Here is a 22,964-nt window from a genome sequence, read left to right as displayed (position 1 = left end):
CTGCATCTCTCCCTTATGATGGAGATAATATATCTTTATAATGTTCTACAAATACTTTTCGATACTTCTCATATGTATCCGCATCAAACTCATCCCCGTTGTAGTGAATACACCATAAATTTGCTTGATTAGGGATACCAATTAAATAACCCGCCTTTTGAAACTCTAAAGACTGTGACACATCATAAAAGTGAAATCCTTGAAACAAATCTTCTCGCCACGGAATATCATATTGTGTGGCCATTAATAAACCATCAATTGCCTGAACTGACAAAAATGGTTGATTATCATAAAAAACCTGATCTAAATTTAATAATTGATAATTCCGTCTTCTGTATTCAATCACTTTCCCTACTAAATTTTTCCCTTCCCACCATATCCCGTTGCTCGGTAAAAACTGAGCACCAGCTACGCCAATTAAACCAAGTTTTTCATTATCTTGAAAAAGAGATATAAGTGTATACAACATCTCTCGATTAATAAGATATGTATCTTGATGTATATACACTTTGTACTTCGCTGGATATGAAAGGGCTCGATTGTATGCACTCGCCATACTTTGTGCATCTCGTATCGGAAAAATTTGTACGACATAACCAGGGGGAACAAAAAGGTTTCTTATTTGTCTCTCACATTGTTCAAATAGCTCCTCATTATTTATACAAACAACGACTAATATTGTATGATCTTTCATTTTGTAGCCCCTCTATTCGTCTTGATTTACATCTGACATATAGTGCTCCACAAATATCTTTCTATACTTTTCATAGTTTGTCATATTCACATCAATATGATAGTGAATACACCACGCATCACGCTGTACCGGAACCCCAACGGTATAGCCAGCTTTTCTAAATTCAAATGACTGAGATACATCATAATAGTCAAACCCATCAAACAAATCTTCTCGCCACGGAATATCGTATTGCGTTGCCATCAATAAACCATCAATACATTCCACAGGCATAAATGTTTTTGACTCATGGTACGGCTTTTCTTGACTTGCCATATAAAATAAATCGTTCATATAACCAATTACTTTCCCAACAACTTCCCTGCCTTCATTCCATATCCCGCTTGGAGGAACATATTGGGCTCCAATCATTCCAATCATTCCAAGATGTTCATGTTCGTTAAATAATTGAAGTAATCCGTATAAAAATACCACATTCATAATGAAAACATCTTGGTGTATATATACTTTATATTTCGCTGGATGCGAAATCGCTTGATTATATCCGCTCGTCATACTTTTCGCATTCCGAATTGGCATAAATTGTACAATATAACCTGGAGGTACTGCCAATCTCAATATATGCCGTACGCACTGTGCATACATTTTCCGATCATTTATACATGTAACAAATAATATTGTTTTTTCAGCAGCACTCATAACTGTGATTTTTCTGCTTCAATAATATACTGAAATACGACCGTCTCAGCCATGAAGCCACTTCCAAGACGATATTTTTTACAAATTCCATATAACTCCTCAATAAGCGACTCATACATTTTATGATCAACATATACACGATCTACTTTACTAATCGAATAACCTGCTTTTAAAAACATTCGTAGCATTTCATTAAATGTAAAGAAACGAATATGCGTTTTATCTAGTAATCCATATTCTGTATACGTCCAATTTCCAGCGAGTAAGGGAGCTAATACCGAAATGTGAGAAACGTTTGGTATACTAGCCAAAATTACACCATTTTGCTTTATATATGGTTTTACTTTTTCTATTACAGCCCATGGATCAAATAAATGCTCTAATACGTCCCCAAATATAACGCAATCAAACTGCTCTTCCTCATACGGCATATCCATTGTTTCTATATCGCCCAAAACAACATGATCTAGTTTTTCTTTTGCTTTTTCTGCTGCCTCTGGAAATGCCTCGATTCCTGATACACGTGTTCCATTTTCTTTAATAGCGGCTCCCAATGCACCGCTCGAGCAACCAATATCAAGAACTTCTTTCCATTCCTTTTTTATATGCTTTAATAAATTCGGATTCACTGCATTATAATAATGCACAGACTTTTCTTCATATAAAGAATTTTTTTGAGGATTCATTTCACACACTCCTTATGCAAATTGAATTTGAAATATAAACTTCATATGAAGTCTATAAATGTAACCATTACACCGATACTTTACTATATAGCCAATCTATTAGAGTTAGAATCGTGATACGCCATTTCTAAAAAAAACAACCTATAACGATTTATATTGTTTATCAAAAACACCCCGAAAATATTTGCGGTTATATTCAATTGCAGCATTATTCGGAACATAAGAAGCTGCTAGTTCATTGTAATAATAAGCTTTATCTTGCTCTCCTAACTTGCTATAACAAATACACATTTGTAAATAGGGAATCCATGTGTAGCTAGCTGGACTGTGAAAAGGACTCTCTGTTGCCATTGGCACTTCTGTTGCAAGTTTAAACCAAAAAATTGCTTCATTATATTTTTGTTGTTCCATATATATATATCCTATTCTTGTACAATTCTCTCCTCTAGGAACATCATACCGAAATGACTTTACACAAGATTCAACTGCCTTCTCCCACATTCCAATCTTTGCATAGCAATCTCCTAACTTACCGCATGCATAAATTTTCTCTTCATACCATCCTTCGTCTTGATTAAGAAATGTTTCATATAGTAGAACTGCATCATCATATTTTTGATTATCCATAGATTCATTCGCGTAATAAAATAAATCTCTCGGACTCAATTCTTCTCCAGCTGCTACAGCATCTTGAAAAATTTTCAAATTACGATTTGTTACCTTTTTTTCTTTTTTATGTGTAATAGCAACATTACTACTAAAAGTTTCACCAGAAATAGCTAAATATTCATGAACCTTTCCAAACCATTGAAATTGTTTTTCACGCTTTACAAGTCGATTTCTTTTTGTACAATATAAAGGTTTCCCGTTAGAATCCATTGCAAGATGATACGGCATCGAAACAGCATCAATTTTAGGATCTAATTCTATTTTTAAAAGTTTCAACGCTTCTTGAGCATCTTCTAATAACACATCATCAGCATCTAGCCATAATATATATTCTTGTGTTGCTTTCGAAAAAGAAAAATTTCTAGCTGCCGCAAAATCATTAATCCATGGAAAGTCATATATGTTGGAAGTATATTGAGTTACAATTTCTTTCGTTCGATCAATGGAACCTGTATCAACTACAATAATTTCATCAACAATTTTTTCTACTGCATCTAAACATCGACCGATTGTATTTTCCTCATCTCGAACAATCATACATAAACTAATTGTAATTCCTTGCTTGTTCAACATAATCACCCTCTTCCAAATCAATCATATGTTATACATACAACAAACTTTCCACTTTTTTAACTTGCACAAGCAGTTTAAGATTTCTTTTCAATAATTCAAATGTCCGTGTCATTTTCTTTCGGTTTTGCATCTACTATATAATGAACGCTTTATGGAGGTGAATTTATGTCAAATAATAATTATTCAGATGGATTAAATCCCGATGAATCTTTATCAGCTAGTGCATTTGACCCTAATCTTGTAGGACCAACATTACCACCGATACCGCCGTTTACCCTTCCGACTGGACCTACTGGGCCTACCGGGCCTACCGGACCGACTGGACCTACTGGACCTACTGGACCTACCGGGCCTACTGGACCTACTGGGCCTACTGGACTTACAGGACTTACAGGACCTACTGGTGACACTGGGGCTACTGGACCTACTGGGGCTACCGGACCTACTGGGGCTACTGGACCTACCGGACCTACTGGTGACACTGGGGCTACTGGACCTACCGGACCTACTGGTGACACTGGGGCTACTGGACCTACCGGACCTACTGGTGATACTGGGGCTACTGGACCTACTGGGGCTACCGGACCTACTGGGCCTACTGGACCTACTGGGGCTACTGGGGCTACCGGACCTACTGGGCCTACTGGACCATCAGGGCTAGGACTTCCAGCAGGATTGTATGCATTTAACTCCGGTGGGATCTCTTTAGATCTAGGAATTAATGATCCAGTACCATTTAATACTGTTGGATCTCAGTTTGGTACGGCAATTTCTCAATTAGATGCTGATACTTTCGTAATTAGTGAAACTGGATTCTATAAAATTACTGTTATCGTATACACTGCAGCGGTAAGTCTATTAGGTGGCCTTACAGTTCAAGTGAACGGAGTACCTGTACCAGGTACTGGAACGAGTTTAATTTCAGTTGGAGCACCTATTGTTGTTCAAGCAATTACGCAAATTACGACAACTCCATCATTAGTTGAAGTAATTGTTACAGGGCTTGGGCTATCATTAGCTCTTGGTACGAGTGCATCTATTATTATTGAAAAAATTGCTTAATATTTTACTTAGCAGTAAAACTGATATCAGTTTTACTGCTTTTTCAAATTCAATCATGAAACATTCGCTATCTACATAATCATATTGTTGTATGACATTTTGCAGGAGGCACAAATATGGAAAGTAAATCTGCTATTCAGCTTTATCTCGAATTGCTAAAGAAGACAATTTTATTTGAAATATGGTTAGAATACGAGGCATACTTACCCGCATCTCTACATATTTCGAAAGAACTAGAATTCGAACCAGTTACAGTCCCCCTCCCTTTATTCATTAAGCAATATGCCGAAAGCCATAACTTAAAAATTGTAAAACCAAATGTTTTAAAAAATGAACGTCATGATGGAATGGATTGGCCAAGAGCAGCACATAGCATGATTGGTCGAGAACGTATGAACCAATTACAAGAGGCAATGGAAAGCGTTGTTCGTGAAAATATAGAGGGTGACTTTATTGAAACAGGTGTATGGCGCGGGGGATCGTGCATTTTTATGAATGGTTTTTTACAAGCAAATAACATTACGAATCGTAATGTTTGGGTTGCAGATTCATTTGAAGGTTTGCCAGCACCGAATCTAGAACAATATCCAAAAGATTACGGTGATTATTTACACACATTCGATTACTTACGCGTCTCTTTAGAACAAGTACAAGAGAATTTTAAAAAATATGATTTACTAAATGATCAAGTGAAATTTTTACAAGGATGGTTTAAAGATACTTTACCAACAGCACCAATTGAAAAAATAGCAATTGCACGGCTTGATGGTGATATGTACGAATCCACCATGGATGGTCTCGTGAACTTATATGATAAAGTTTCTAAAGGTGGCTATATAATTATCGATGACTACGGGCTACCGTCATGCGCTGAGGCTGTGACAGACTTTAGAAATCAACGAAATTTAAAAGCCCCTATTACTAAAATTGATGTATTTGGCGTTTATTGGAGAAAAGAATAAAAAAGATTTAATCTATAGGAGATCCCATTTTCACTCATCCTTCTCTCACTTCTAACTCAATAAAATATTTTTTTCGGAATCTCCTTACATATAACAATCGTTTTCCTGTGTTCTCTCACTACAAATTGAAAATTTTATTAATAGAGTTACTGTAAATAATTGGATAAACAAGTGCTATTTACTGCATATTTTCACACAAGAAAGGGGTATACTCATGAGCGAACTTGACAAAGAAATGACTTTACTCCCCCCTCCTGAACTCGTCCAATATGTAGGTGGCGACTTCGAAAAGGTTGGAAAAGAGTTCATGAAGCACTTTGTTAAAATCGGTGTTTTAAAATCCAACGAAATAGTACTAGATGTAGGCTGCGGCGTTGGCCGAATGGCTGTACCATTAATGAATTACTTAACTGATGATGGAGCGTATTATGGATTTGATTTGTTTAAAGATGGCATTACTTGGTGTCAAAATAACATTTCAACTATACGTAATAATTTTCATTTTAAACATGTTGACATATACAATCAATTTTACAATCCAGAAGGAAAAGAAGATGCCTCTCAATATCATTTTCCTTATGAAGACGGGACATTCGATTTTATCTTTTTAACTTCTGTATTTACGCACCTTCTTCCAAAAGAATTAGAACATTACGTATCTGAAATTGTACGTGTATTAAAAAAGGGCGGAAGATGCTTTATTACGTTCTTTTTAATAAATCCTGAATCATCCTATTATTTAAATGCTGGACTAAGCACATTAGGTTTTTATCATCAAGTTGAAAATTGTTATGTCGTAAATAAGGATATTCCTAATTTCGCAGTTGCTTATCCTGAAACAGATATTTGTACTTTATTGAATAAATACGGCTTAGAAGTAATACATAAACCGCATTATGGTTTATGGTGCGGCCGACAGGAACATACAAGTTATCAAGATATTGTTCTTGCAAAAAAAAGGGTTTGAAAGGGAGTTACGTATGACAAGTGAAAAGAATCTACCTCTCGTTTCCATACTTATCCCCACTTATAATCGACCACATTATTTCACAATCGCCCTGGAAAGTGCACTTGCTCAAAATTACCCAAACATCGAAATTATTGTAGGAGACGATAGTACGAATGATGATACAGAAAAATTAATGCACGAAAAATATTTACCAAACTATTCCCATATAACATATATCCGAAATAGTACTACTTTAGGACAATTTCATAATGACCTCATGCTCTTAGAACACTCTAGTGGAGAATACATAAATTTCTTAATGGACGATGACGTATTCCACAGTAATAAAATTAAAAAAATGATGTTCTATTTCCAACAAGACTTAGACCAAAAACTCGCACTTATCACATCATATCGCAATTGGATTGATGAGAATGGAGATTTAATTGAAAACCATCCCGCTATAAATAGATTGCATAACGAAAATACTTTACTAAGTGGGGTAGATTTTGGGAATCGTATGCTTTTATCTGGACAGAATATTATCGGTGAACCTACGACTGTACTCTTTCGAAAGCAACTATTAACAGAACCATTTGGCACATTAAATGAAAGGAGTTATTCTTGCAGTGTAGATATGGCTTCTTGGATAAGTTTACTTTCAAAAGGTGATGCAGTTTATATTACCGAGCCATTAAGTTCATTTCGTTTTCATGCCGGACAGCAAGTACACCATAAATTACTTGAAGGGTCTGAAGATTTTTCACAGCTCATTTTAACCTCAAAAAAATATGGGTTCTTACAAGATTTTAATGATTATAGAGCTAGCCTACTAAAAGCCTACGAATGGTGTAGAGGCGCATTTGAATTTTATAAACAATACCCCAACCTCATTCCAGATGCACACATACGTCTTTCCCGCTGTTTAAATATAGTTATAAAAGAATTAAATGCAAAATAAGGGGGGCGCTATTCCTCCCTATTATGTATGACTTCCCACAAATAGTGGAATAAATGTATGCATAGTCTGCTTGTATATTATTTTTATCATGACATGATCCATATACTTACTAGGCGATAGAAAGGAATACATACATTGAAAGATCCAAATTCTCAATATCAAATAGACTACGTATTACTATTCATCTTATTTGCCATTGGGACTGTTAGTTGCTTTGCAATTGCAAGCGCACAAGCCTCTTTGCCACCATTTTTGCAAAGCGTAAATTTTGTGTTAAAGCAAATCCAATGGTACTTCATTGGATTTATAGCCATTGGTGTCATTATGATTATTGATTTCGATCGTTATCAAAAAATTGCTTGGTATTTATATAGCTTTGCATTGGTACTACTAATTGGACTAGAACTTCAAGTACCAGGTGCCGTCACAATTAAAGGTGCTACAGCTTGGTACAGGCTCCCAGGCATCGGAAATTTCCAGCCTTCTGAAATTATGAAATTGTTTTTAATTCTCGTCACCGGACGAATTATAGCAAATCACAATGAGAAATATTTTTTCCGAACAATACACGACGATTTTTTGTTACTCGGAAAAATATGTGCAACAAGTTTGCCACCTCTGCTACTTATTGCAAAGGAACCTGATTTAGGAAACACGATGGTAATTTCAGCTATGCTCGCAGCAATGATATTAGTTTCTGGTATACGTTGGCGTTTTATTTTCGGATTAGTTTCTGTCATTTTTGCTGCCAGTTTTACATTAACTTATATTTTTTTTACTCATACAAAATTCTTTAAAGCACACATTTTACAAGAATATCAACTAAATCGCTTTTACGGCTGGTTAGCTCCATACAAATATGATGCGCAAGGCTATCAATTAAGACAAGCTTTTTTAGCTACTGGATCCGGAGAAATGCAAGGAAAAGGTTGGGAACATGGACAAGTATACTTTCCAGAACCACATACAGATTTTATTTTCACTAATGTCGCTGAGCAATTCGGCTTTTTAGGCGCAAGTGTCATTATTTCACTTTTTTTCCTACTTATTTTCCGCATGATTCATATCGCTTTAGAAAGTAATGATCCTTTCGGTAGTTACATCTGCGCTGGTACAATCGGAATGTTTACTTTTCAAGTATTTCAAAATATCGGGATGACCATCGGATTACTACCTATTACAGGAATCACATTACCCCTTATGAGCTATGGAGGAAGTTCCTTACTCACATACATGATAGCGATTGGATTTGTTTTAAACGTTCGCTCAAGAACGAAAATTTTTATGTTTAAATAAAGTACAAAAACAGTATATTTTTATCTCTATCCTTTTTTAGATATACTAATGAAAAATATGGTGGAGGTTTAAATATGAAATATGACATTATAGGGGATATTCATGGATGCTTTCAAGAATTTCAGGATTTAACGACGAAACTCGGATATAACTGGAATAGCGACCTGCCGATTCATCCTGACCAACGTAACCTTGCATTTGTTGGCGATATTACAGATCGCGGCCCTCATTCATTACGTATGATTGAAATTGTATGGGAACTTGTCATACATAAAAAAGTAGCTTATTACGCTCCCGGAAATCACTGTAATAAACTATACCGATTTTTCCTTGGGCGTAACGTATCAATCGCTCACGGGCTCGAAACAACTGTTGCCGAATATGAGGCACTTCCTTCTCATAAACAAAATATTATAAAAGAAAAATTCATCACACTTTATGAGCAATCCCCTTTATATCATGTACTCGATGAAAAAAGGTTAATTGTATGTCACGCCGGAATTCGGCAAGATTACATAGGAAGACAAGATAAAAAAGTACAAACCTTTGTACTATATGGCGATATTACAGGAGAAAAACACGCTGACGGCTCTCCTGTCCGTCGCGACTGGGCGAAGGAATATAAAGGACAAGCTTGGATTGTATATGGACATACACCAGTAAAAGAACCTCGCTTTGTAAATCATACAGTCAATATTGACACTGGTGCTGTATTTGGCGGCAAATTAACCGGACTACGTTATCCTGAAATGGAGACTGTTTCCGTCCCTTCCTCCCTACCTTTTGTCCCTGAGAAATTCCGCCCAATTTCATAACTACCCTTATTAAAATTACGAGGATTACCGTATCGTTTAGATGGCCCTCCTATAAAAACTGGGTAAAGTAATGAAAAAAAGATGCAATAAAGTGCATCTTTTTTTCATTACACAGCATATACTGTCGCAGGAGGTGACAGAATGAAGAAAAAATCTTCTAAACAAAAAAGAAAATGCCCGCCTTTTTATCTGCCCATGTACGGAATTAACAACTGGTGCAGCATTCGATCTGCAGCTTTAGAAGAACTGGAAGGACAAGAGGCTTCCCCCAAAAACAAAGCTAGACCAAAATATGTCTCTTTAGAAAATGCTGTAATGAGCCGCATTATTGATAATAGAAAAACAAAGATGCAACAAAAAAACAGACCTCTCTCTACTCACACTGAACAGATTGTGCCTTCTGAGCAAACAGAGAAAAACATAGAAGAAAACATCCCTGTAGAAATAAATAAAAAAGCGGAATCAGAAATTCCAGCTGCTATTATAAATCAAGTAAAAAAAATTAAAGAAGCATTAGCACCATCCCATGATATACAAACAGAAAAAACGATCATCATTCAGACCCCTACACCTGAAAATACAAAAGTAAAAAAAGGCGGGCGGTATGCACATGCAGAGGGGCTTCACTCTAATGCAGAGGGTACAGCTTCACATGCAGAAGGGCTTCTTACACACGCAAAAGCTTCTTTCTCTCATGCAGAAGGATCAAAAACAAAAGCAACTGGACATAGTTCCCATAGTGAAGGAAGTGAAACGACCGCAGGCGGCTCTTATTCTCATGCGGAAGGTAAACATACAATCGCTTTAGGCGAAGCAGCACATGCAGAAGGAACCGCGACTATCGCTAACGGATTCTCTTCTCATGCGGAAGGTAATCATACATCAACAGCTCATTTTGCAGGTAGCCATATTATGGGGCGCTTCGGCACAGCAGAAGAATCTTATTCTTGGTTTATTGCAAACGGCACAAATGAAACCGATCATAATATCGGTGCAAAGTGGCTTGCTCATAATGGGGAAATGTATATTGATGGCGCTTCTTACAATGCAAGTGGAACTGATTTTGCACAAATGTTTGAAACAGCAGACAATAACCTTATTGAGGTAGGTTATTTCGTTACATTTAGTAGCGAAGAAAAAATTCGGATTGCTACTTCAAACGATTCATTCATTTTAGGAATATCTAGTGCAACCCCCGCTCTTATAGGAAATAGCGGTACTTTAAGTTGGCAAAAACGCTATAAAACAGATAACTTTGGAAAACGCCAGTATGTACGTACGGAATCGCAAGACATACAACCTCTTTTAAATACAGAATGGGATCCAACTTGCAAATATATAGCAAGAAAAGATCGTACCGAGTGGCTTCCTGTCGGATTAATTGGACAAATGTTAGTACGTGATGACGGCACTTGCGAAACGCATGGATATTGTCGTCCAAATAACGATGGCATTGCTACAAAATCCGAAAGTGGATTTTTCGTTATAAAGCGCACGGGTGAAAATCAAATTTTAATATTATTCCGCTAAGAAAAAAGGGAACAAAATTCTTCGTTACATAAGAATTTTGTTCCCTTTTTAAGTATGCCTTAATACCTCTTCCATATCGCTTGGAATCGTTGTAGTGAAAGACATTTCCTTCTCTAAAATAGGATGATAAAACGTCAAAGATGTACTATGAAGTGCTTGACGTTTTATCACATCTCTTCGTCCTCCATATAAATCATCACCAAGTAACGGGTAGCCTATATGAGCCATATGTACACGAATTTGATGCGTTCTTCCTGTCTCAAGCTCAAGTGATACATGCGTCTTATGATTGGCGCTATCCATCACTCTAAAATGAGTAACTGCTCTTTGCCCATCTTCACAAACTATTCGCTCAATAATGCTATCCGATTTCCGTCCAATCGGTGCGTCAATTGTTCCTTCTCGTTCAATCATCTCACCATGAACGATTGCTTCATACGTTCTTTTCACAGCTTTTTGTTGATGCTGTTTCGATAAAAGATGATGCACGAAACGATTTTTTGCAATAAGCATAAGCCCTGAAGTATCACGATCTAATCTTGTTACGATGTGCACCGTACTTGCAAGATGCTGCTTATCATAATGAGATAAGAGCGCATTTGCAACACTCCCTACCGGATGTTCTCTAGACGGAATCGTTGACATGTTCGCCTCTTTGTTTATGACAAGAACTGCATCATCTTCATATACAATACATACAGGGATATCTTCTGCAATCATCCCTTCACTTCTTTCCTCCACTGGAAAAAAGACACGTAATTCTTCACCAGCTTGCAACTGATGACGAACGCTCGCATGTTGATCATTTACTTCAATAGCTCCGCCGTGAAATTTTATGTCCGTTAATGCGGCTTTAGAAATCCCTTTTGTTTTTAAAAATTCTCTAACTAAAGTTCCCTCTTCAGCCGATCCTATATCCCATTTCAATGTAAATCTGTTCAAATATATAAACCCTTTCTATTTATCTGCAACAAACGAGTCACGAACTCGTTTCCAGAACGGGAATGGACGGAAACGAACAAATCGTACTTTCTCGTTTGCAACGCGATACTGGATTGATTTCACATCTTGATGAACCATCGTTAAATGGTCCACCGTAATTTGTAAGTTCATTCCCGCAGCCGGCTTCAACACACATGTATGATGCTTCGGCAGTACGAGTGGCGAGCCTACAGTACGAAACACACGGTTATTAATAGATGCCATTTCTGCAATTTGAATCGCTTCAATAGAAGGGTGAATAATCGCTCCGCCAAGCGCCTTATTATACGCAGTACTTCCCGAAGGAGTAGAAATACAAAGGCCATCCCCGCGGAACGTTTCAAAGTACTCTCCGCGTATTTCCACTTCTGTTACTAATGTACCTTCCGCACTTTTAACAGTTGCTTCATTCATCGCCAAATACTGTGACTCTTTACTCCCATTCACATAGCGAATAATCACTTCTAAAAGCGGATATTCCACCACTTGGAATGGTGTTTTAGCAATTGCAATTACTAATTTCTCTACTTCTGTCGGTAACCAATCTGCATAGAAACCTAAATGCCCTGTATGTACTCCAACAAATGCTGTTTCATCCAATCGATTATAATAACGATGAAACGCATATAAAAGCGTTCCATCTCCCCCAACAGAAATTACAATATCGGGTTCCTTTTCATCCATTATAAATCCAAAATCTAGCAAGTACTCTTTCATCGTGCCTGCCAATGTATCTGATGATTGATCTCCCTTTGACATAATTGTAAATTTCATCGCCCAACACCCTTTAGTTTATGATTCGGAATCTTTCGTTTCTTGTTTTCTTGAAAAAGCTTTCTGCGCTTCTTGAATCTCAAGACGAATAGAAGACATTTCTTCATCTAATAAAAACGCTGCTTCCGCTGCGCGTTGCAAGCGTATTTTAATATCTTCAGGAAAACGTCCACTATATTTATAATTTAAAGAATGCTCAATTGTTGCCCAAAAGTTCATTGCTAACGTGCGTATTTGAATTTCTACCAATACTTTTTTTTCTCCCTGAATCGTTTGAACTGGGTAACTAATGACAACGTGGTAAGAACGATAACCGCTATCTTTCTTTTGCGTGACATAATCACGCTCTTCCACGATTTCAAAGTCATTTCGTTTTCGAAGATATTCTACAACAGGCTTAATCTCATCAACAAATTGACACATCATTCGAAGGCCCGCGATGTCTTGCATATCTTCTCTTAGCCGGTCTAGTGGTACATTTCTCTTCTCCGCTTTATCAATAATACTTGCAACCGACTTTACCCTTCCTGTTACAAACTCAATTGGAGAATGCTCCGTTAACATTGCAAATTGAGTACGCATTCCTTTTAGTTTCACTTTCAGCTCTGCCACCGCTTGATGGTAAGGTGCTAAAAATTCTTCCCAATTTCGCTTCATTTCAACCACCACCAAAATCAATCCATTTGCTTATAGAAATACTTTTTCTACAGCAGTTACTAGTTCTTCACCGTAATTTGCATTACCTTCAATATTTTCAACTAAATATTCTACTTCTTCTTTTAAACTTTCTAATTCCATTTCAACGTCATTCACACGAACGAACATTGCCATATCTTTATTCATCGCTTCATGCATTGCTTCCCAGCATGTGTGCGGAATACTTACATAAATGAACGATGATTCGTTTTCTAAGATATATAAAAATGATAAATTGTCTGAGTCTACAAGTACGTGATTACGTGCACGTAACTCCTTTACCTCTATTTCATTATTTTCCGCACAAAAAATAAGAGCATTCTCTCTCTTTTCTACGCTCTTAACTTGAATTTTATTTTGCATGCTCTAACTCCTCCATCTCAACTTCCTGTCTTACTTAACAGTATTATTGTATCATAACATGAACGCAAACAAATAAAACATTGAACCAAATTTATGAAAAAGCGATAATGTGTAAAGAATTATTTCTTAAAAGGAGCGCATACAATGACACAAGAAATTGAAATTGAATTTAAAAATATTGTTACAGAAGAAGAATTCAATACATTATGTAAATCATTCTCTATTGAGGTATTTACAAAGCAAGTGAATCACTACTTTGAAACACCGGATTTCTCTTTAAAAGAAGCTGGCTCTGCACTTCGTATTCGTCATAAAGGGGAAACTTATACATTAACATTGAAACAACCTGCAGAAGTCGGCTTGCTGGAAACTCATCAAGTCGTAACAGAAGACGAAGCAAGAATGATGATGGAAACAAACGTAATCATTCCAGGGGCTGTAATGGATCAACTACACAAATTACAAATTCCTGTTTCCGCTTTAACTTATATGGGCAGTTTAACAACTGAAAGAGCCGAAACGTTATTTGAAGGCGGAACGCTTGTCTTTGATCATAGTTTCTATTACAATCACGATGATTATGAAATTGAATTTGAAGTGCAAGATGAAGAAACAGGCAAAGCTGCATTTATTCATTTATTAAAGCAGCACAACATACCAATCCGTCATACAAATAATAAAGTAAAACGCTTTTTCCTTGCCAAACAAAACAAAGCACGCTAAAGTGAAAATTCCACTAGTGAATACGTTCTACTAGTGGATATATCTCACTTTTTAAAAGGAAAAGATTCTTTTACATCTGTAGAATAAGCAAAGAACGTTATGAAGGCTGTTTATTTGCCCTCTGGAACGTTCCATTGCTACAATAGATATACATTTCATGGAAAAAGGAGTTTATAAAGGATGAGCAAGCAACCGATGACACCATTTGAAGCAATTGGCGGTGAACAATGCATTGCAATATTAGTAGACACATTTTATTCCTATGTCAGTAAACACCCTGACCTATCTCCCATCTTCCCGGATGATTTAACAGAAACCGCTAGGAAGCAGAAACAATTTTTAACGCAATATTTAGGTGGTCCTAATTTGTACACTGAAGAACATGGTCATCCTATGTTAAGAGCACGCCATCTTCCGTTTGAGATTACTCCAAAACGAGCAGAGGCTTGGCTATCATGTATGGAGCAAGCAATGGATGACACAGGAGTGCACGGTCATATAAGAGAGTTCGTTTTTGAACGTTTAGCATTAACTGCTCAGCATATGGTTAATACTCCAAACGAAACAGGTGAAGTGTAATGGATAAGCAGGAAGCAAAGCATATCAATATGCCATCTCCTTCCGCATGTGAGCATAAGTCTGTAGAAGCATATTTATTTATTGATCCACTTTGTAAAGATTGCTGGGAAATTGAGCCCTTTATTATTAAACTATGGCTTGAATATGGGAAATACTTCTCTATTCGTCATATCGTAACAGGAAAAGTGGACGGAACGAACGCTTCCTCACACAAATGGAATAAACCTGCTAATATTCGATTTGTGTGGGAAAAGACAACAAGTTTACAAGGTTTTTCATGTGATGGAAAGGTACATATGCAAGAAGCATCGTCAACACCCTATTTAGTTTCGATGGCAATTAAGGCAGCGGAGTTGCAGGGCCGAAAAGCAGGTTCGAAGTTTTTGCGAAAACTCCAAGAATACATTTTCCTTGAAAATGTATCAAACCCTGACTGCGAATTATTACTTGCATGTGCAAGAGATAGCGACATTGATGTAGAAGAATTTAAAAAAGACCTACATTCCGCTAGCGCAAAAAAAGCTTTCCAATGCGACTTGAAATTTACAAATGAGATGCATATTACAGAAATACCCTCTCTCGTATTTTTTCATGCGAATTCAGATGAAGAAGGTATTAAAATCGCTGGAACTTATTCCTACGACGTATACGTACAATTACTGAAAGAACTTGTAAAATGTGAAATCGAGCCAGAACCATTACCTTCTTTAGAAGTGTTACTAGAAGCAACGCAATTTATATCTTCAAAAGAAGTAGCATTTATATATGACTGCTCGCAGCAAGAAATCGAGCGTGAATTAAAAAAATTACAACTGAAAAGAAAAGTACAAATGATTGACGTAAAATGTGAGCGTTATTGGAAATGGATAGCAAAAGAAAAAGACCTGGTGTAAAACACCAGGTCTTTTTCTTTACGGCTTATAAAAATATTAAAGGGGATGGGAGAAATTTTCACGTTCAAACAAAGGGGTATATGTTTGTATGTGAATTCGTTCACGCTTATTATATTACAAGATTCGACGTCAGATGACAACCCCTTTTGTCGAATTTCACACTTTTGTCACATTCTAAACGTTTTCATTTCTGAATAAGCTATAAAAAAGCTATTTTGGAGGTGTTCTGTATGAAAAAAACGTATATTTTACTTATCTTACTAGCTGTCATCGTTTCTTTTTTCTTGTACATCCTCTCTCTACTACAAGCTTTTCCTAAAATTATTGCCTTCCCTCTTTTATTTGGAATCATTGTCATCGCTCTCTCTTATTTCAACCATAAAAAACGCTTTAAAGGGTTTTAACTACAAAAAAAATCGCAAAACTGTCTTCTATTTTAGAAAAAAGAAGGAAATTCACTTTATTTGTTCGACAAATATCGACAAAAAGATTTAAAACAAAAAAGACGAGGTAAATTCCTCGTCTTTTTTCTTACTTCTCTTCAAATAATAATGCTTCTAATTCATTTAGTTTCTCTTCAAATACTTGCAATGCTTCTTTTACAGGTTCTGGAGATGCCATATCTACTCCAGCTTTTTTCAGCACTTCAATTGGATAATCTGAGCTTCCTGCTTTTAAGAACTCATTAATGTAACGTTCTACTGCTGGTTGCCCCTCTTCTAAAATTTGTTTAGATAGAGCCGTTGCTGCACTAAACCCTGTTGCATATTGGTATACGTAATAGTTGTAGTAGAAGTGCGGAATACGAGACCATTCTAAACCAATTTCTTCATCGATTACTAAAGCATCACCGAAATATTTCTTATTTAAATCATAGTAGATCTCCGTTAACATGTCTGGCGTAACCGCATGTCCCTCTTGTACTTTCTTATGAATAATATGCTCAAACTCTGCGAACATCGTTTGACGGAATACAGTACCACGGAATCCTTCTAAATAATGATTTAATAAGTATAGACGCTCTTTCTTATCTTCTGTCGTTTTTAATAAATAATCGTTTAGAAGCGCTTCATTACAAGTTGATGCTACTTCTGCAACGAAGATTGAATAATCACCGTATACGTGCGGCTGCGTTTTTCTTGTGTAGTAACTATGCACGGAATGACCGAACTCATGAGCAAGTGTATATAAATTATTTACATTATCATGCCAGTTCATTAAAATATACGGATTTGTTCCATATGCACCAGATGAATATGCTCCGCTTCGCTTCCCTTTGTTCTCATACACATCTACCCAGCGATTTTCATATGCTTCTTTTAAAATGTCAACATACTCATCACCAAGTACGTTTAAAGATTTTAATAACATATCTTGTGCTTCGTCATACTTCACATTCATTTTCACTTCAGGTACAAGTGGTGTATATAAATCATACATATGAAGCTCATCAAGTCCTAATGCACGCTTACGAATATCAATGTAACGATGTAGCAAGTGTAAATTATCATTTACAGATTCAACAAGTTGATCATACACGGCTTCAGGAATATTATTATTACTTAATGCCGCTTGACGTGCAGAATCGTATTTACGAACACGTGCATTGAAATTATTACGTTTCACAGCTCCGCTTAACGTACTTGCAAATGTGTTCTTATATTTTCCGTACGTTTCATATACAGCTTTGAACGCATCTTCGCGCACACGACGATCATCACTTTCTAAAAACTGAATGTAACGACCATGTGTAATTTCTACTTCTTCTCCATCCTCACCTTTAATAGATGGGAATTTCAAATCCGCATTATTCAACATACCAAATGTATTACTTGATGCACTCATTACTTCAGATGCTTCTGCTAATAGAGCCTCTTCCGCTTCAGATAATACGTGCGGGCGTTGACGCGTAATTTCTTCTAATGCATGTTCATATACACTTAAGTCTCTATTTTCTTTCAAGAATGTTTGCAGTGTATCTTCTGAAACCGATAAGATTTCAGGCACAATATATGCTGTGCTACTAGATACTTGTGAATATAAATTTGTCGCGCGGTCATTTAACGCTTGATACACAGAGTTTGTTGTATCTTGATCGTAACGCATATGTGCATATGTATATAGCTTACCTAATCGCATTGAAATTTCATCTTCATATTGCAATGCTTCAAGTAAATTGTTCGCAGAGTCACCAAGTTTCCCTTTAAATTCAGTTAACTTCGGTAATAGCTCTTTAATGGCTTGGAATTCTTTTTCCCATTCTGCATCTGTTTGGAAAATATCTTCTAATCGCCACGTACTTGATTCTTCAATCTCTTTACGATCTGGTAATGTTTTTGCTGTATTTTGTTCAGACATCCTTTAAGCCCTCCTTTAAATATCTCTACTTACATACAATTCGATTTTTCTTATGTAATTCCTTCACGATCAGTCTTTATTATATCCCCTTTTCCTTCTCTCATGTTGTACTTTGCCTCAAATAAAGATAAGGCATACGCTAAGCAAATTTCATCATATTTTATAACTTCCTCCTCTGTTTTTAACATAACTATCTCTCTTTTTTTCTGGTACTTATAAGTCCCTACTTTCTGCAATACACCTGCATAACATAAAAATACCATATATTCAGCAACTGCTACTTTCCATATATGCCGTGAAAAGTAAGGAAGCATACGCCTTTTCGTATACGTTTTCACATAACTACACACATACCCGAGGGAAATACAATCCCCTACCGCAACTTCACCTATACACTTCATATATAGAAAAGCTTGCCATACAAATGGATTGGTTTGAAAAGCAAATGAAGACGGGAGCGGCACACCAATTTCAGAAGGAAAATTTGCTGGGGTACATCTACATTGATATAAGAGGCGTAATAGTGACTTATGATTGTAATTCCAAATCGGCAGAGCATTTTGCCGAAAATAGCTCTTTCGCTTTTTCCATTCCTCACCTAATGTTTCTTTTCGGAAAGAGACGGGAGAAAAGAGCATTTCAAAAGTAGTCGTTTCAGTTGGTAAATAGATAATATGTGAGAAAGAGACGCTTGTAGAAAATGAAGTGAGAAACGCGCATTTCATAAATGATTTTTGTTTCGAACAGAAGAAAATAAGAAATGGCTGAGGATAAGATTGTAAGGAGAAAGCCATAAGTGAGGAGAATTTCATCCAATATGCTGATTGCCTTTTCAATTGATTTCCACCAATGATCCAAATGACCTGTATACCAGCTCGCCAATACGAATAGGTTCGTTTGTACAGCTGCTCTATAGAAAGATTTGCGCATTGGTATTCAATCGCAATCGTTCTCCCTGCTCTCTCTATGAAAATATCTGGTCGTTGCTGAATCTCTGGAAGATAGTGCTCTATATACACAGGAAAGTTTTGACGTTTGAACCACCTATATAACAATTCTTTACCGTGCATATGATACATAGATTCCGCTTCATAAAAGGCAAGACACGCGTCCATTTTCTTATGAGCAAAATGCCAACTTTTTTGTTTCCCTAATTTCATTTGCACTTCCTTCCCGCAAGCTATGCAAAAGAAGCTTTCCATTTTACGCATACGATGTAAAAGCTCTTCATCCTGATGATAGAGTAGATGAATTTTTTCTCCGTTTTCTCTTTTGGCGATAAACATCGGAATCACACCCTTTCAGCTCCTTATATTCTACAATTTATTACAAATTCCTTTTAAAAAAGAGATGTCCCAATTTCGGACATCTCTTTTTATAATAAAGGTGATAATAATCGATACGTCGATTCAACAATTCGTCTATGAAGACGCCTTTTATGAAAACGATCGACATGAATTTCACTTGATTCTTCTATATCCTCTTTATAATCTTGAACGAGTTTTCGAATGCTGTCTGTATCATATAAAAAGGCATTTACTTCAAAGTTCAAATGAAAACTTCTCATATCCATATTAGCCGTCCCAATTGAAGCTAAATCAGAATCGACAATGACAACTTTACTATGGAGGAAACCTTTTTCGTATTCATATATCTTTACCCCTGCATCTAAAAGCTCTGGGAAGTACGATCTCGATGCGTAAAAGACGGTGCGCTTATCAGGCTTACTCGGCATTAACAAACGGACATCAATACCAGCAAGTGCCGCTACCTTTAATGCGGATAAAATATCATCATCCGGAATAAAATACGGCGTCGCAATCCAAATGGATTTCCGCGCAGAAGCAATCATGGCAAAGTATAAATGTTTAATTGTTTCCCATTTATTATCTGGTCCACCTGCAACGAGCTGTACGCCTCCCCAATGATCACCCTCAACTGCTTTCGCTTGTAAATATTCAGGGGCCAGCACAGCCTCACCAGTCATATAAAACCAATCTTGAAGGAAAATAAGTTGCAAGCTTTGAACAGCTTCACCACGCAAATATAAATGCGTGTCTCGCCAAAAACCGAAATACTTATCCTTCCCTAAATATTCATCACCAATATTTAATCCACCTACAAATCCTTCATTCCCATCAATAATAACGATTTTTCGGTGGTTTCGATAATTAATCTTATCGTTTAAAATCGGAAAGCGCACAGGGAAAAATGGAATCATTTCGACACCTGCGTCGTTTAATTCTTCAATATATGAATTCGATAATCTAAAACTTCCAACCGCATCATATAAAAAACGTACGACTACGCCTTCTTTTGATTTTTGTATTAAAATATCTTTAATTTCTGTTCCAAGCTTATCATCACGCACAATGTAATATTCCATATGAATGTGATGTTTCGCTCGTTTTAATCCATCTAAAATGGCCTGAAACGTTTCATCTCCATTTGTTAATGTTCTCGTTTCAGTTTGAAATGAAATATTTAAAGCGCCTAAGCGGTCCGCTAAACGAAATAACAACTCTTGATGCTTATGATTACGCAAAATCCGTTCTTCGTAATCTTCATGCCCCTTGTATTGTAAAAATGCTTGTTCATCGAGCAACGCCTTTTTTTGGAACATTCTCTTCCTTCGAAAGTTCTGTCCGAATAATAAATAAGCGAAAAATCCAAATACCGGAAAAATCCCTAACACAATGAGCCATGTAAGTGTTTTAGACGGATGACGGTTCTCTAAGAAAATAACGCAGCCAATTAAAAATGCAGATACCGTAAATAAAATACTAATAATACCTAAAATCGAAACATCTTTTATCCCAATTACATCCGAATAAAATGCTACATCAATAAACATACGTAACGAAACAAATAACGCGAATAATAGTAAAACAAAGAAAATCAACTTTAGCGTATTTTTCATCTCTTACCTCCTTACTAAGAAAGCTTTCCTATTCTTCATATAAAAAGCCGATTTCATACTACAGAAATCGGCCTACGTTTTAGCAGGAAAATTATTGCGAATTGTTTCAAGCGCATGCTCTTTCACAATTTGTTTCCCATACTCACTTACACGATGAATTGTTAAAGTTGACTCTTCTCCGTACTCTAAAACAATACTTAAAATACGATCAATTTCTTCTTCATCATGTAGCACTTCATCGAATTCCACATATACATAATAGCGGTTCTCAAATGAATACAGCTCATCTTTTATATCTTCAAAGATAAGACGGTGGCTTAATGAAATGACATCTTCAAAATCATTAAACTTAATTAAAAAGCCAAACGTACCATCTTCGTTAAAGTTTGTTCCTGCTTGTTCTTCTACCTCTTCCACTAATTCTTGCTGGAATAATGATTCAATGCCTTCATCTAGAGGAATGTCTATAATTTTATCTACACCTATTGGTAGTTCTAGCTTTTGTCCATCCTTTGAAAGCTCCGCTTTTGTTACAAGTACTTCAATCCCTTTATCGACTGCTTGCACTTGAATCCATAGCGGTCCATCAATAAAGAAATCATCATGATCACGAGCTTCGTCCATCATCTCCCAAAAGAGCTCTTCACTTCGTTCGCGGTCATACCAAATTTCTTCACGATTAAACCCTCTATCCTCTATATCAATGTACGTAATAAAAAATTTCATCGTATGGTCATTAATTCTTTCAATATCCAAAATACAACTCTCCCTTCCTGTTTGGAATTGTTATGAAGGGATTCCCCACTCATATGACAAATCAATAGATTCTTGTACTCTCATTTTATGATAAGATTCTCCAGAATGGAAATAAAATCGATTTATTTTACAAAAATAGTTATATGCCTATCTTTATTCGACCATCTACACAAATATATCATTATAGCGATTTATCACTCACAAAAAATTTGGACATACATTTCCATCTTCCCCCGTACACTGTAATAAAGTGAAACTTTTATTAGAGAAGATGATTTAATCTCTCTCTTCACCACATACATATAGTTCGCTTATTAAAACATCATAAATGGAGGCAGACGAATGGACTTAGAGTTTTTAACATCTGTACTAATGATTGTCGGTATCGATGTTGTATTAGGTGGTGACAACGCAATCGTCATCGCACTAGCTAGCCGCAATTTACCTGAATCAAAACGAAATAAAGCCATTTTGATTGGTACTCTTTTAGCAATCGTACTAAGAATTCTCCTTACTATACTAGCTGTCTATTTACTCGACATTCCATTTCTGCAACTTATCGGGGGCGTTTTACTTACATTAATTGCAGTAAATTTACTAACTGATAATAGCAACGATCTTTCCGCTATTCAAGGAAAAACAACTTTATTTCAAGCTGTGCGTACAATTGTATTCGCTGATCTCGTTATGGGGTTTGACAACGTTATTGCTATTGCAGGAGCAGCTCACGGAAGATTATTACTCGTAATAATCGGCTTACTCATTTCTATTCCGATTATTATTTGGGGCAGCAAACTCATTTTAATACTTATGGAACGCTTTCCATTCCTCATTTATTGCGGAGCAGCGATTCTCGCCTATACAGCAGGAAAAATGGTCACACATGAAGACAGACTTGCAACCTTTTTTCATAACAACCCAAGTTTCACTGCAAGCATTCCATACTTGTTTATTTTCACCATTTTATGCATCGGCTTTATCGTGCAACAAGTTCGATTACGAAATGTGAAACATTAAAAAAAACC

Annotated in this window: 24 protein-coding genes; 12 read left to right on the top strand and 12 right to left on the bottom strand. The window is 36.4% G+C overall.

Annotated features, from left to right (window positions below):
* Positions 1–13 precede the first annotated feature (13 nt).
* The 4 genes from KVT31_RS11410 to KVT31_RS11395 all read right to left on the bottom strand — a co-directional run bounded on the left by KVT31_RS11410 (position 14) and on the right by KVT31_RS11395 (position 3,321).
* Positions 14–694 (bottom strand): glycosyltransferase family protein, encoded by a 681-nt coding sequence (locus KVT31_RS11410; RefSeq protein ID WP_088095565.1) that lies wholly within the window; start codon positions 692–694, stop codon positions 14–16.
* A gap of 12 nt (positions 695–706) precedes the next feature.
* Positions 707–1,393, bottom strand: coding sequence for a glycosyltransferase family protein (locus tag KVT31_RS11405; protein ID WP_088095564.1), 687 nt, complete (start codon positions 1,391–1,393; stop codon positions 707–709).
* Entirely contained in the window at positions 1,390–2,079 is a 690-nt protein-coding gene (locus tag KVT31_RS11400) for a class I SAM-dependent methyltransferase (protein WP_088095563.1), read from the bottom strand. Before KVT31_RS11400 ends, KVT31_RS11405 begins: the two co-directional genes overlap by 4 nt.
* A gap of 141 nt (positions 2,080–2,220) precedes the next feature.
* Positions 2,221–3,321 carry a glycosyltransferase gene (locus KVT31_RS11395; RefSeq protein WP_088095562.1) on the bottom strand — a complete coding sequence of 367 codons (1,101 nt, stop codon included), beginning with the start codon at positions 3,319–3,321 and terminating at the stop codon, positions 2,221–2,223.
* 165 nt (positions 3,322–3,486) lie between these two features.
* Here KVT31_RS11395 and KVT31_RS11390 point away from each other — a divergent pair, with 165 nt between their 5' ends.
* From KVT31_RS11390 to KVT31_RS11360, 7 genes are all read left to right on the top strand, one after another.
* On the top strand, positions 3,487–4,383 hold the full coding sequence (locus tag KVT31_RS11390; RefSeq protein WP_088095561.1) for a BclA C-terminal domain-containing protein: 897 nt from the start codon (positions 3,487–3,489) through the stop codon (positions 4,381–4,383).
* A 116-nt stretch (positions 4,384–4,499) separates the two neighbouring features.
* On the top strand, positions 4,500–5,345 hold the full coding sequence (locus KVT31_RS11385; protein ID WP_088095560.1) for a TylF/MycF family methyltransferase: 846 nt from the start codon (positions 4,500–4,502) through the stop codon (positions 5,343–5,345).
* Positions 5,346–5,559: 214 nt separating this feature from the next.
* Positions 5,560–6,312 (top strand): class I SAM-dependent methyltransferase, encoded by a 753-nt coding sequence (locus KVT31_RS11380; RefSeq protein ID WP_088095559.1) that lies wholly within the window; start codon positions 5,560–5,562, stop codon positions 6,310–6,312.
* A gap of 13 nt (positions 6,313–6,325) precedes the next feature.
* Positions 6,326–7,255: a glycosyltransferase family 2 protein gene (locus KVT31_RS11375; protein WP_088095558.1), complete on the top strand. Its 930-nt coding sequence runs from the start codon at positions 6,326–6,328 to the stop codon at positions 7,253–7,255.
* 135 nt (positions 7,256–7,390) lie between these two features.
* Positions 7,391–8,551 carry an FtsW/RodA/SpoVE family cell cycle protein gene (locus KVT31_RS11370; RefSeq protein ID WP_088095557.1) on the top strand — a complete coding sequence of 387 codons (1,161 nt, stop codon included), beginning with the start codon at positions 7,391–7,393 and terminating at the stop codon, positions 8,549–8,551.
* A gap of 74 nt (positions 8,552–8,625) precedes the next feature.
* The gene (gene prpE, locus KVT31_RS11365) at positions 8,626–9,366 is read left to right on the top strand and encodes a bis(5'-nucleosyl)-tetraphosphatase PrpE (RefSeq protein ID WP_088095556.1); all 741 of its coding nucleotides are present in this window, start codon (positions 8,626–8,628) and stop codon (positions 9,364–9,366) included.
* A gap of 141 nt (positions 9,367–9,507) precedes the next feature.
* Positions 9,508–10,896 (top strand): peptidase G2 autoproteolytic cleavage domain-containing protein, encoded by a 1,389-nt coding sequence (locus tag KVT31_RS11360; RefSeq protein ID WP_088095555.1) that lies wholly within the window; start codon positions 9,508–9,510, stop codon positions 10,894–10,896.
* A 48-nt stretch (positions 10,897–10,944) separates the two neighbouring features.
* Here the strand turns inward: KVT31_RS11360 and KVT31_RS11355 are convergent, their stop codons facing one another.
* From KVT31_RS11355 to KVT31_RS11340, 4 genes are read right to left on the bottom strand one after another with little or no spacing between them, the layout of a single operon-like run.
* Positions 10,945–11,838 carry an RluA family pseudouridine synthase gene (locus tag KVT31_RS11355; RefSeq protein ID WP_088095554.1) on the bottom strand — a complete coding sequence of 298 codons (894 nt, stop codon included), beginning with the start codon at positions 11,836–11,838 and terminating at the stop codon, positions 10,945–10,947.
* Between the two features lie 15 nt (positions 11,839–11,853).
* The gene (locus KVT31_RS11350; RefSeq protein ID WP_000673186.1) at positions 11,854–12,651 is read right to left on the bottom strand and encodes an NAD kinase; all 798 of its coding nucleotides are present in this window, start codon (positions 12,649–12,651) and stop codon (positions 11,854–11,856) included.
* An 18-nt stretch (positions 12,652–12,669) separates the two neighbouring features.
* On the bottom strand, positions 12,670–13,308 hold the full coding sequence (gene yjbM, locus KVT31_RS11345) for a GTP diphosphokinase (RefSeq protein WP_064476808.1): 639 nt from the start codon (positions 13,306–13,308) through the stop codon (positions 12,670–12,672).
* Between the two features lie 30 nt (positions 13,309–13,338).
* Positions 13,339–13,710 carry a UPF0738 family protein gene (locus KVT31_RS11340; protein WP_088095553.1) on the bottom strand — a complete coding sequence of 124 codons (372 nt, stop codon included), beginning with the start codon at positions 13,708–13,710 and terminating at the stop codon, positions 13,339–13,341.
* Between the two features lie 144 nt (positions 13,711–13,854).
* On the opposite strand from KVT31_RS11340, the gene KVT31_RS11335 reads away from it, so the two are divergent.
* The 4 genes from KVT31_RS11335 (at position 13,855) to KVT31_RS11320 (ending at position 16,309) form a co-directional block, all read left to right on the top strand.
* Complete coding sequence (locus KVT31_RS11335) at positions 13,855–14,433, top strand: CYTH domain-containing protein (protein WP_088095552.1); 579 nt, start codon at positions 13,855–13,857, stop codon at positions 14,431–14,433.
* 180 nt (positions 14,434–14,613) lie between these two features.
* On the top strand, positions 14,614–15,012 hold the full coding sequence (locus KVT31_RS11330) for a globin domain-containing protein (protein ID WP_000043382.1): 399 nt from the start codon (positions 14,614–14,616) through the stop codon (positions 15,010–15,012).
* On the top strand, positions 15,012–15,905 hold the full coding sequence (locus tag KVT31_RS11325; protein ID WP_088095551.1) for a ClpXP adapter SpxH family protein: 894 nt from the start codon (positions 15,012–15,014) through the stop codon (positions 15,903–15,905). Before KVT31_RS11330 ends, KVT31_RS11325 begins: the two co-directional genes overlap by 1 nt.
* Before the next feature lie 230 nt (positions 15,906–16,135).
* Positions 16,136–16,309, top strand: a complete 174-nt coding sequence (locus KVT31_RS11320) for a hypothetical protein (RefSeq protein WP_088095550.1) — start codon at positions 16,136–16,138, stop codon at positions 16,307–16,309.
* A gap of 127 nt (positions 16,310–16,436) precedes the next feature.
* Here KVT31_RS11320 and pepF read toward each other — a convergent pair whose 3' ends face one another.
* From pepF to mecA, 4 genes are all read right to left on the bottom strand, one after another.
* Entirely contained in the window at positions 16,437–18,263 is a 1,827-nt protein-coding gene (gene pepF / locus KVT31_RS11315) for an oligoendopeptidase F (protein WP_088095549.1), read from the bottom strand.
* A 50-nt stretch (positions 18,264–18,313) separates the two neighbouring features.
* The gene (locus tag KVT31_RS11310; protein ID WP_088095548.1) at positions 18,314–19,558 is read right to left on the bottom strand and encodes a competence protein CoiA; all 1,245 of its coding nucleotides are present in this window, start codon (positions 19,556–19,558) and stop codon (positions 18,314–18,316) included.
* Between the two features lie 80 nt (positions 19,559–19,638).
* On the bottom strand, positions 19,639–21,183 hold the full coding sequence (locus KVT31_RS11305; protein ID WP_000799207.1) for a cardiolipin synthase: 1,545 nt from the start codon (positions 21,181–21,183) through the stop codon (positions 19,639–19,641).
* A gap of 72 nt (positions 21,184–21,255) precedes the next feature.
* Positions 21,256–21,939 (bottom strand): adaptor protein MecA, encoded by a 684-nt coding sequence (gene mecA, locus KVT31_RS11300; protein ID WP_000350711.1) that lies wholly within the window; start codon positions 21,937–21,939, stop codon positions 21,256–21,258.
* A gap of 342 nt (positions 21,940–22,281) precedes the next feature.
* On the opposite strand from mecA, the gene KVT31_RS11295 reads away from it, so the two are divergent.
* Entirely contained in the window at positions 22,282–22,956 is a 675-nt protein-coding gene (locus KVT31_RS11295; protein ID WP_088095547.1) for a TerC family protein, read from the top strand.
* Positions 22,957–22,964 lie beyond the last annotated feature (8 nt).

The sequence above is a fragment of the Bacillus sp. GbtcB14 genome, assembly GCF_019091205.1.
GTDB lineage: Bacteria > Bacillota > Bacilli > Bacillales > Bacillaceae_G > Bacillus_A > Bacillus_A cereus_AG.
The sequence above is the reverse complement of the archived record's forward strand: the minus strand, read 5'-3'. Positions and strand labels throughout refer to the sequence as shown.

Bases quoted from the DNA above. Each gene is read 5' to 3' on its own strand.
- KVT31_RS11305 (WP_000799207.1), bottom strand. From the start codon at position 21,183: ATGAAAAATACGCTAAAGTTGATTTTCTTTGTTTTACTATTATTCGCG.
- KVT31_RS11320 (WP_088095550.1), top strand. From the start codon at position 16,136: ATGAAAAAAACGTATATTTTACTTATCTTACTAGCTGTCATCGTTTCT.
- KVT31_RS11400 (WP_088095563.1), bottom strand. From the start codon at position 2,079: ATGAATCCTCAAAAAAATTCTTTATATGAAGAAAAGTCTGTGCATTAT.
- prpE (WP_088095556.1), top strand. From the start codon at position 8,626: ATGAAATATGACATTATAGGGGATATTCATGGATGCTTTCAAGAATTT.
- KVT31_RS11375 (WP_088095558.1), top strand. From the start codon at position 6,326: ATGACAAGTGAAAAGAATCTACCTCTCGTTTCCATACTTATCCCCACT.
- KVT31_RS11360 (WP_088095555.1), top strand. From the start codon at position 9,508: ATGAAGAAAAAATCTTCTAAACAAAAAAGAAAATGCCCGCCTTTTTAT.
- KVT31_RS11385 (WP_088095560.1), top strand. From the start codon at position 4,500: ATGGAAAGTAAATCTGCTATTCAGCTTTATCTCGAATTGCTAAAGAAG.
- KVT31_RS11340 (WP_088095553.1), bottom strand. From the start codon at position 13,710: ATGCAAAATAAAATTCAAGTTAAGAGCGTAGAAAAGAGAGAGAATGCT.
- pepF (WP_088095549.1), bottom strand. From the start codon at position 18,263: ATGTCTGAACAAAATACAGCAAAAACATTACCAGATCGTAAAGAGATT.
- KVT31_RS11395 (WP_088095562.1), bottom strand. From the start codon at position 3,321: ATGTTGAACAAGCAAGGAATTACAATTAGTTTATGTATGATTGTTCGA.
- KVT31_RS11390 (WP_088095561.1), top strand. From the start codon at position 3,487: ATGTCAAATAATAATTATTCAGATGGATTAAATCCCGATGAATCTTTA.
- yjbM (WP_064476808.1), bottom strand. From the start codon at position 13,308: ATGAAGCGAAATTGGGAAGAATTTTTAGCACCTTACCATCAAGCGGTG.
- KVT31_RS11325 (WP_088095551.1), top strand. From the start codon at position 15,012: ATGGATAAGCAGGAAGCAAAGCATATCAATATGCCATCTCCTTCCGCA.
- KVT31_RS11380 (WP_088095559.1), top strand. From the start codon at position 5,560: ATGAGCGAACTTGACAAAGAAATGACTTTACTCCCCCCTCCTGAACTC.
- KVT31_RS11335 (WP_088095552.1), top strand. From the start codon at position 13,855: ATGACACAAGAAATTGAAATTGAATTTAAAAATATTGTTACAGAAGAA.
- KVT31_RS11330 (WP_000043382.1), top strand. From the start codon at position 14,614: ATGAGCAAGCAACCGATGACACCATTTGAAGCAATTGGCGGTGAACAA.
- KVT31_RS11350 (WP_000673186.1), bottom strand. From the start codon at position 12,651: ATGAAATTTACAATTATGTCAAAGGGAGATCAATCATCAGATACATTG.
- KVT31_RS11410 (WP_088095565.1), bottom strand. From the start codon at position 694: ATGAAAGATCATACAATATTAGTCGTTGTTTGTATAAATAATGAGGAG.
- KVT31_RS11405 (WP_088095564.1), bottom strand. From the start codon at position 1,393: ATGAGTGCTGCTGAAAAAACAATATTATTTGTTACATGTATAAATGAT.
- KVT31_RS11295 (WP_088095547.1), top strand. From the start codon at position 22,282: ATGGACTTAGAGTTTTTAACATCTGTACTAATGATTGTCGGTATCGAT.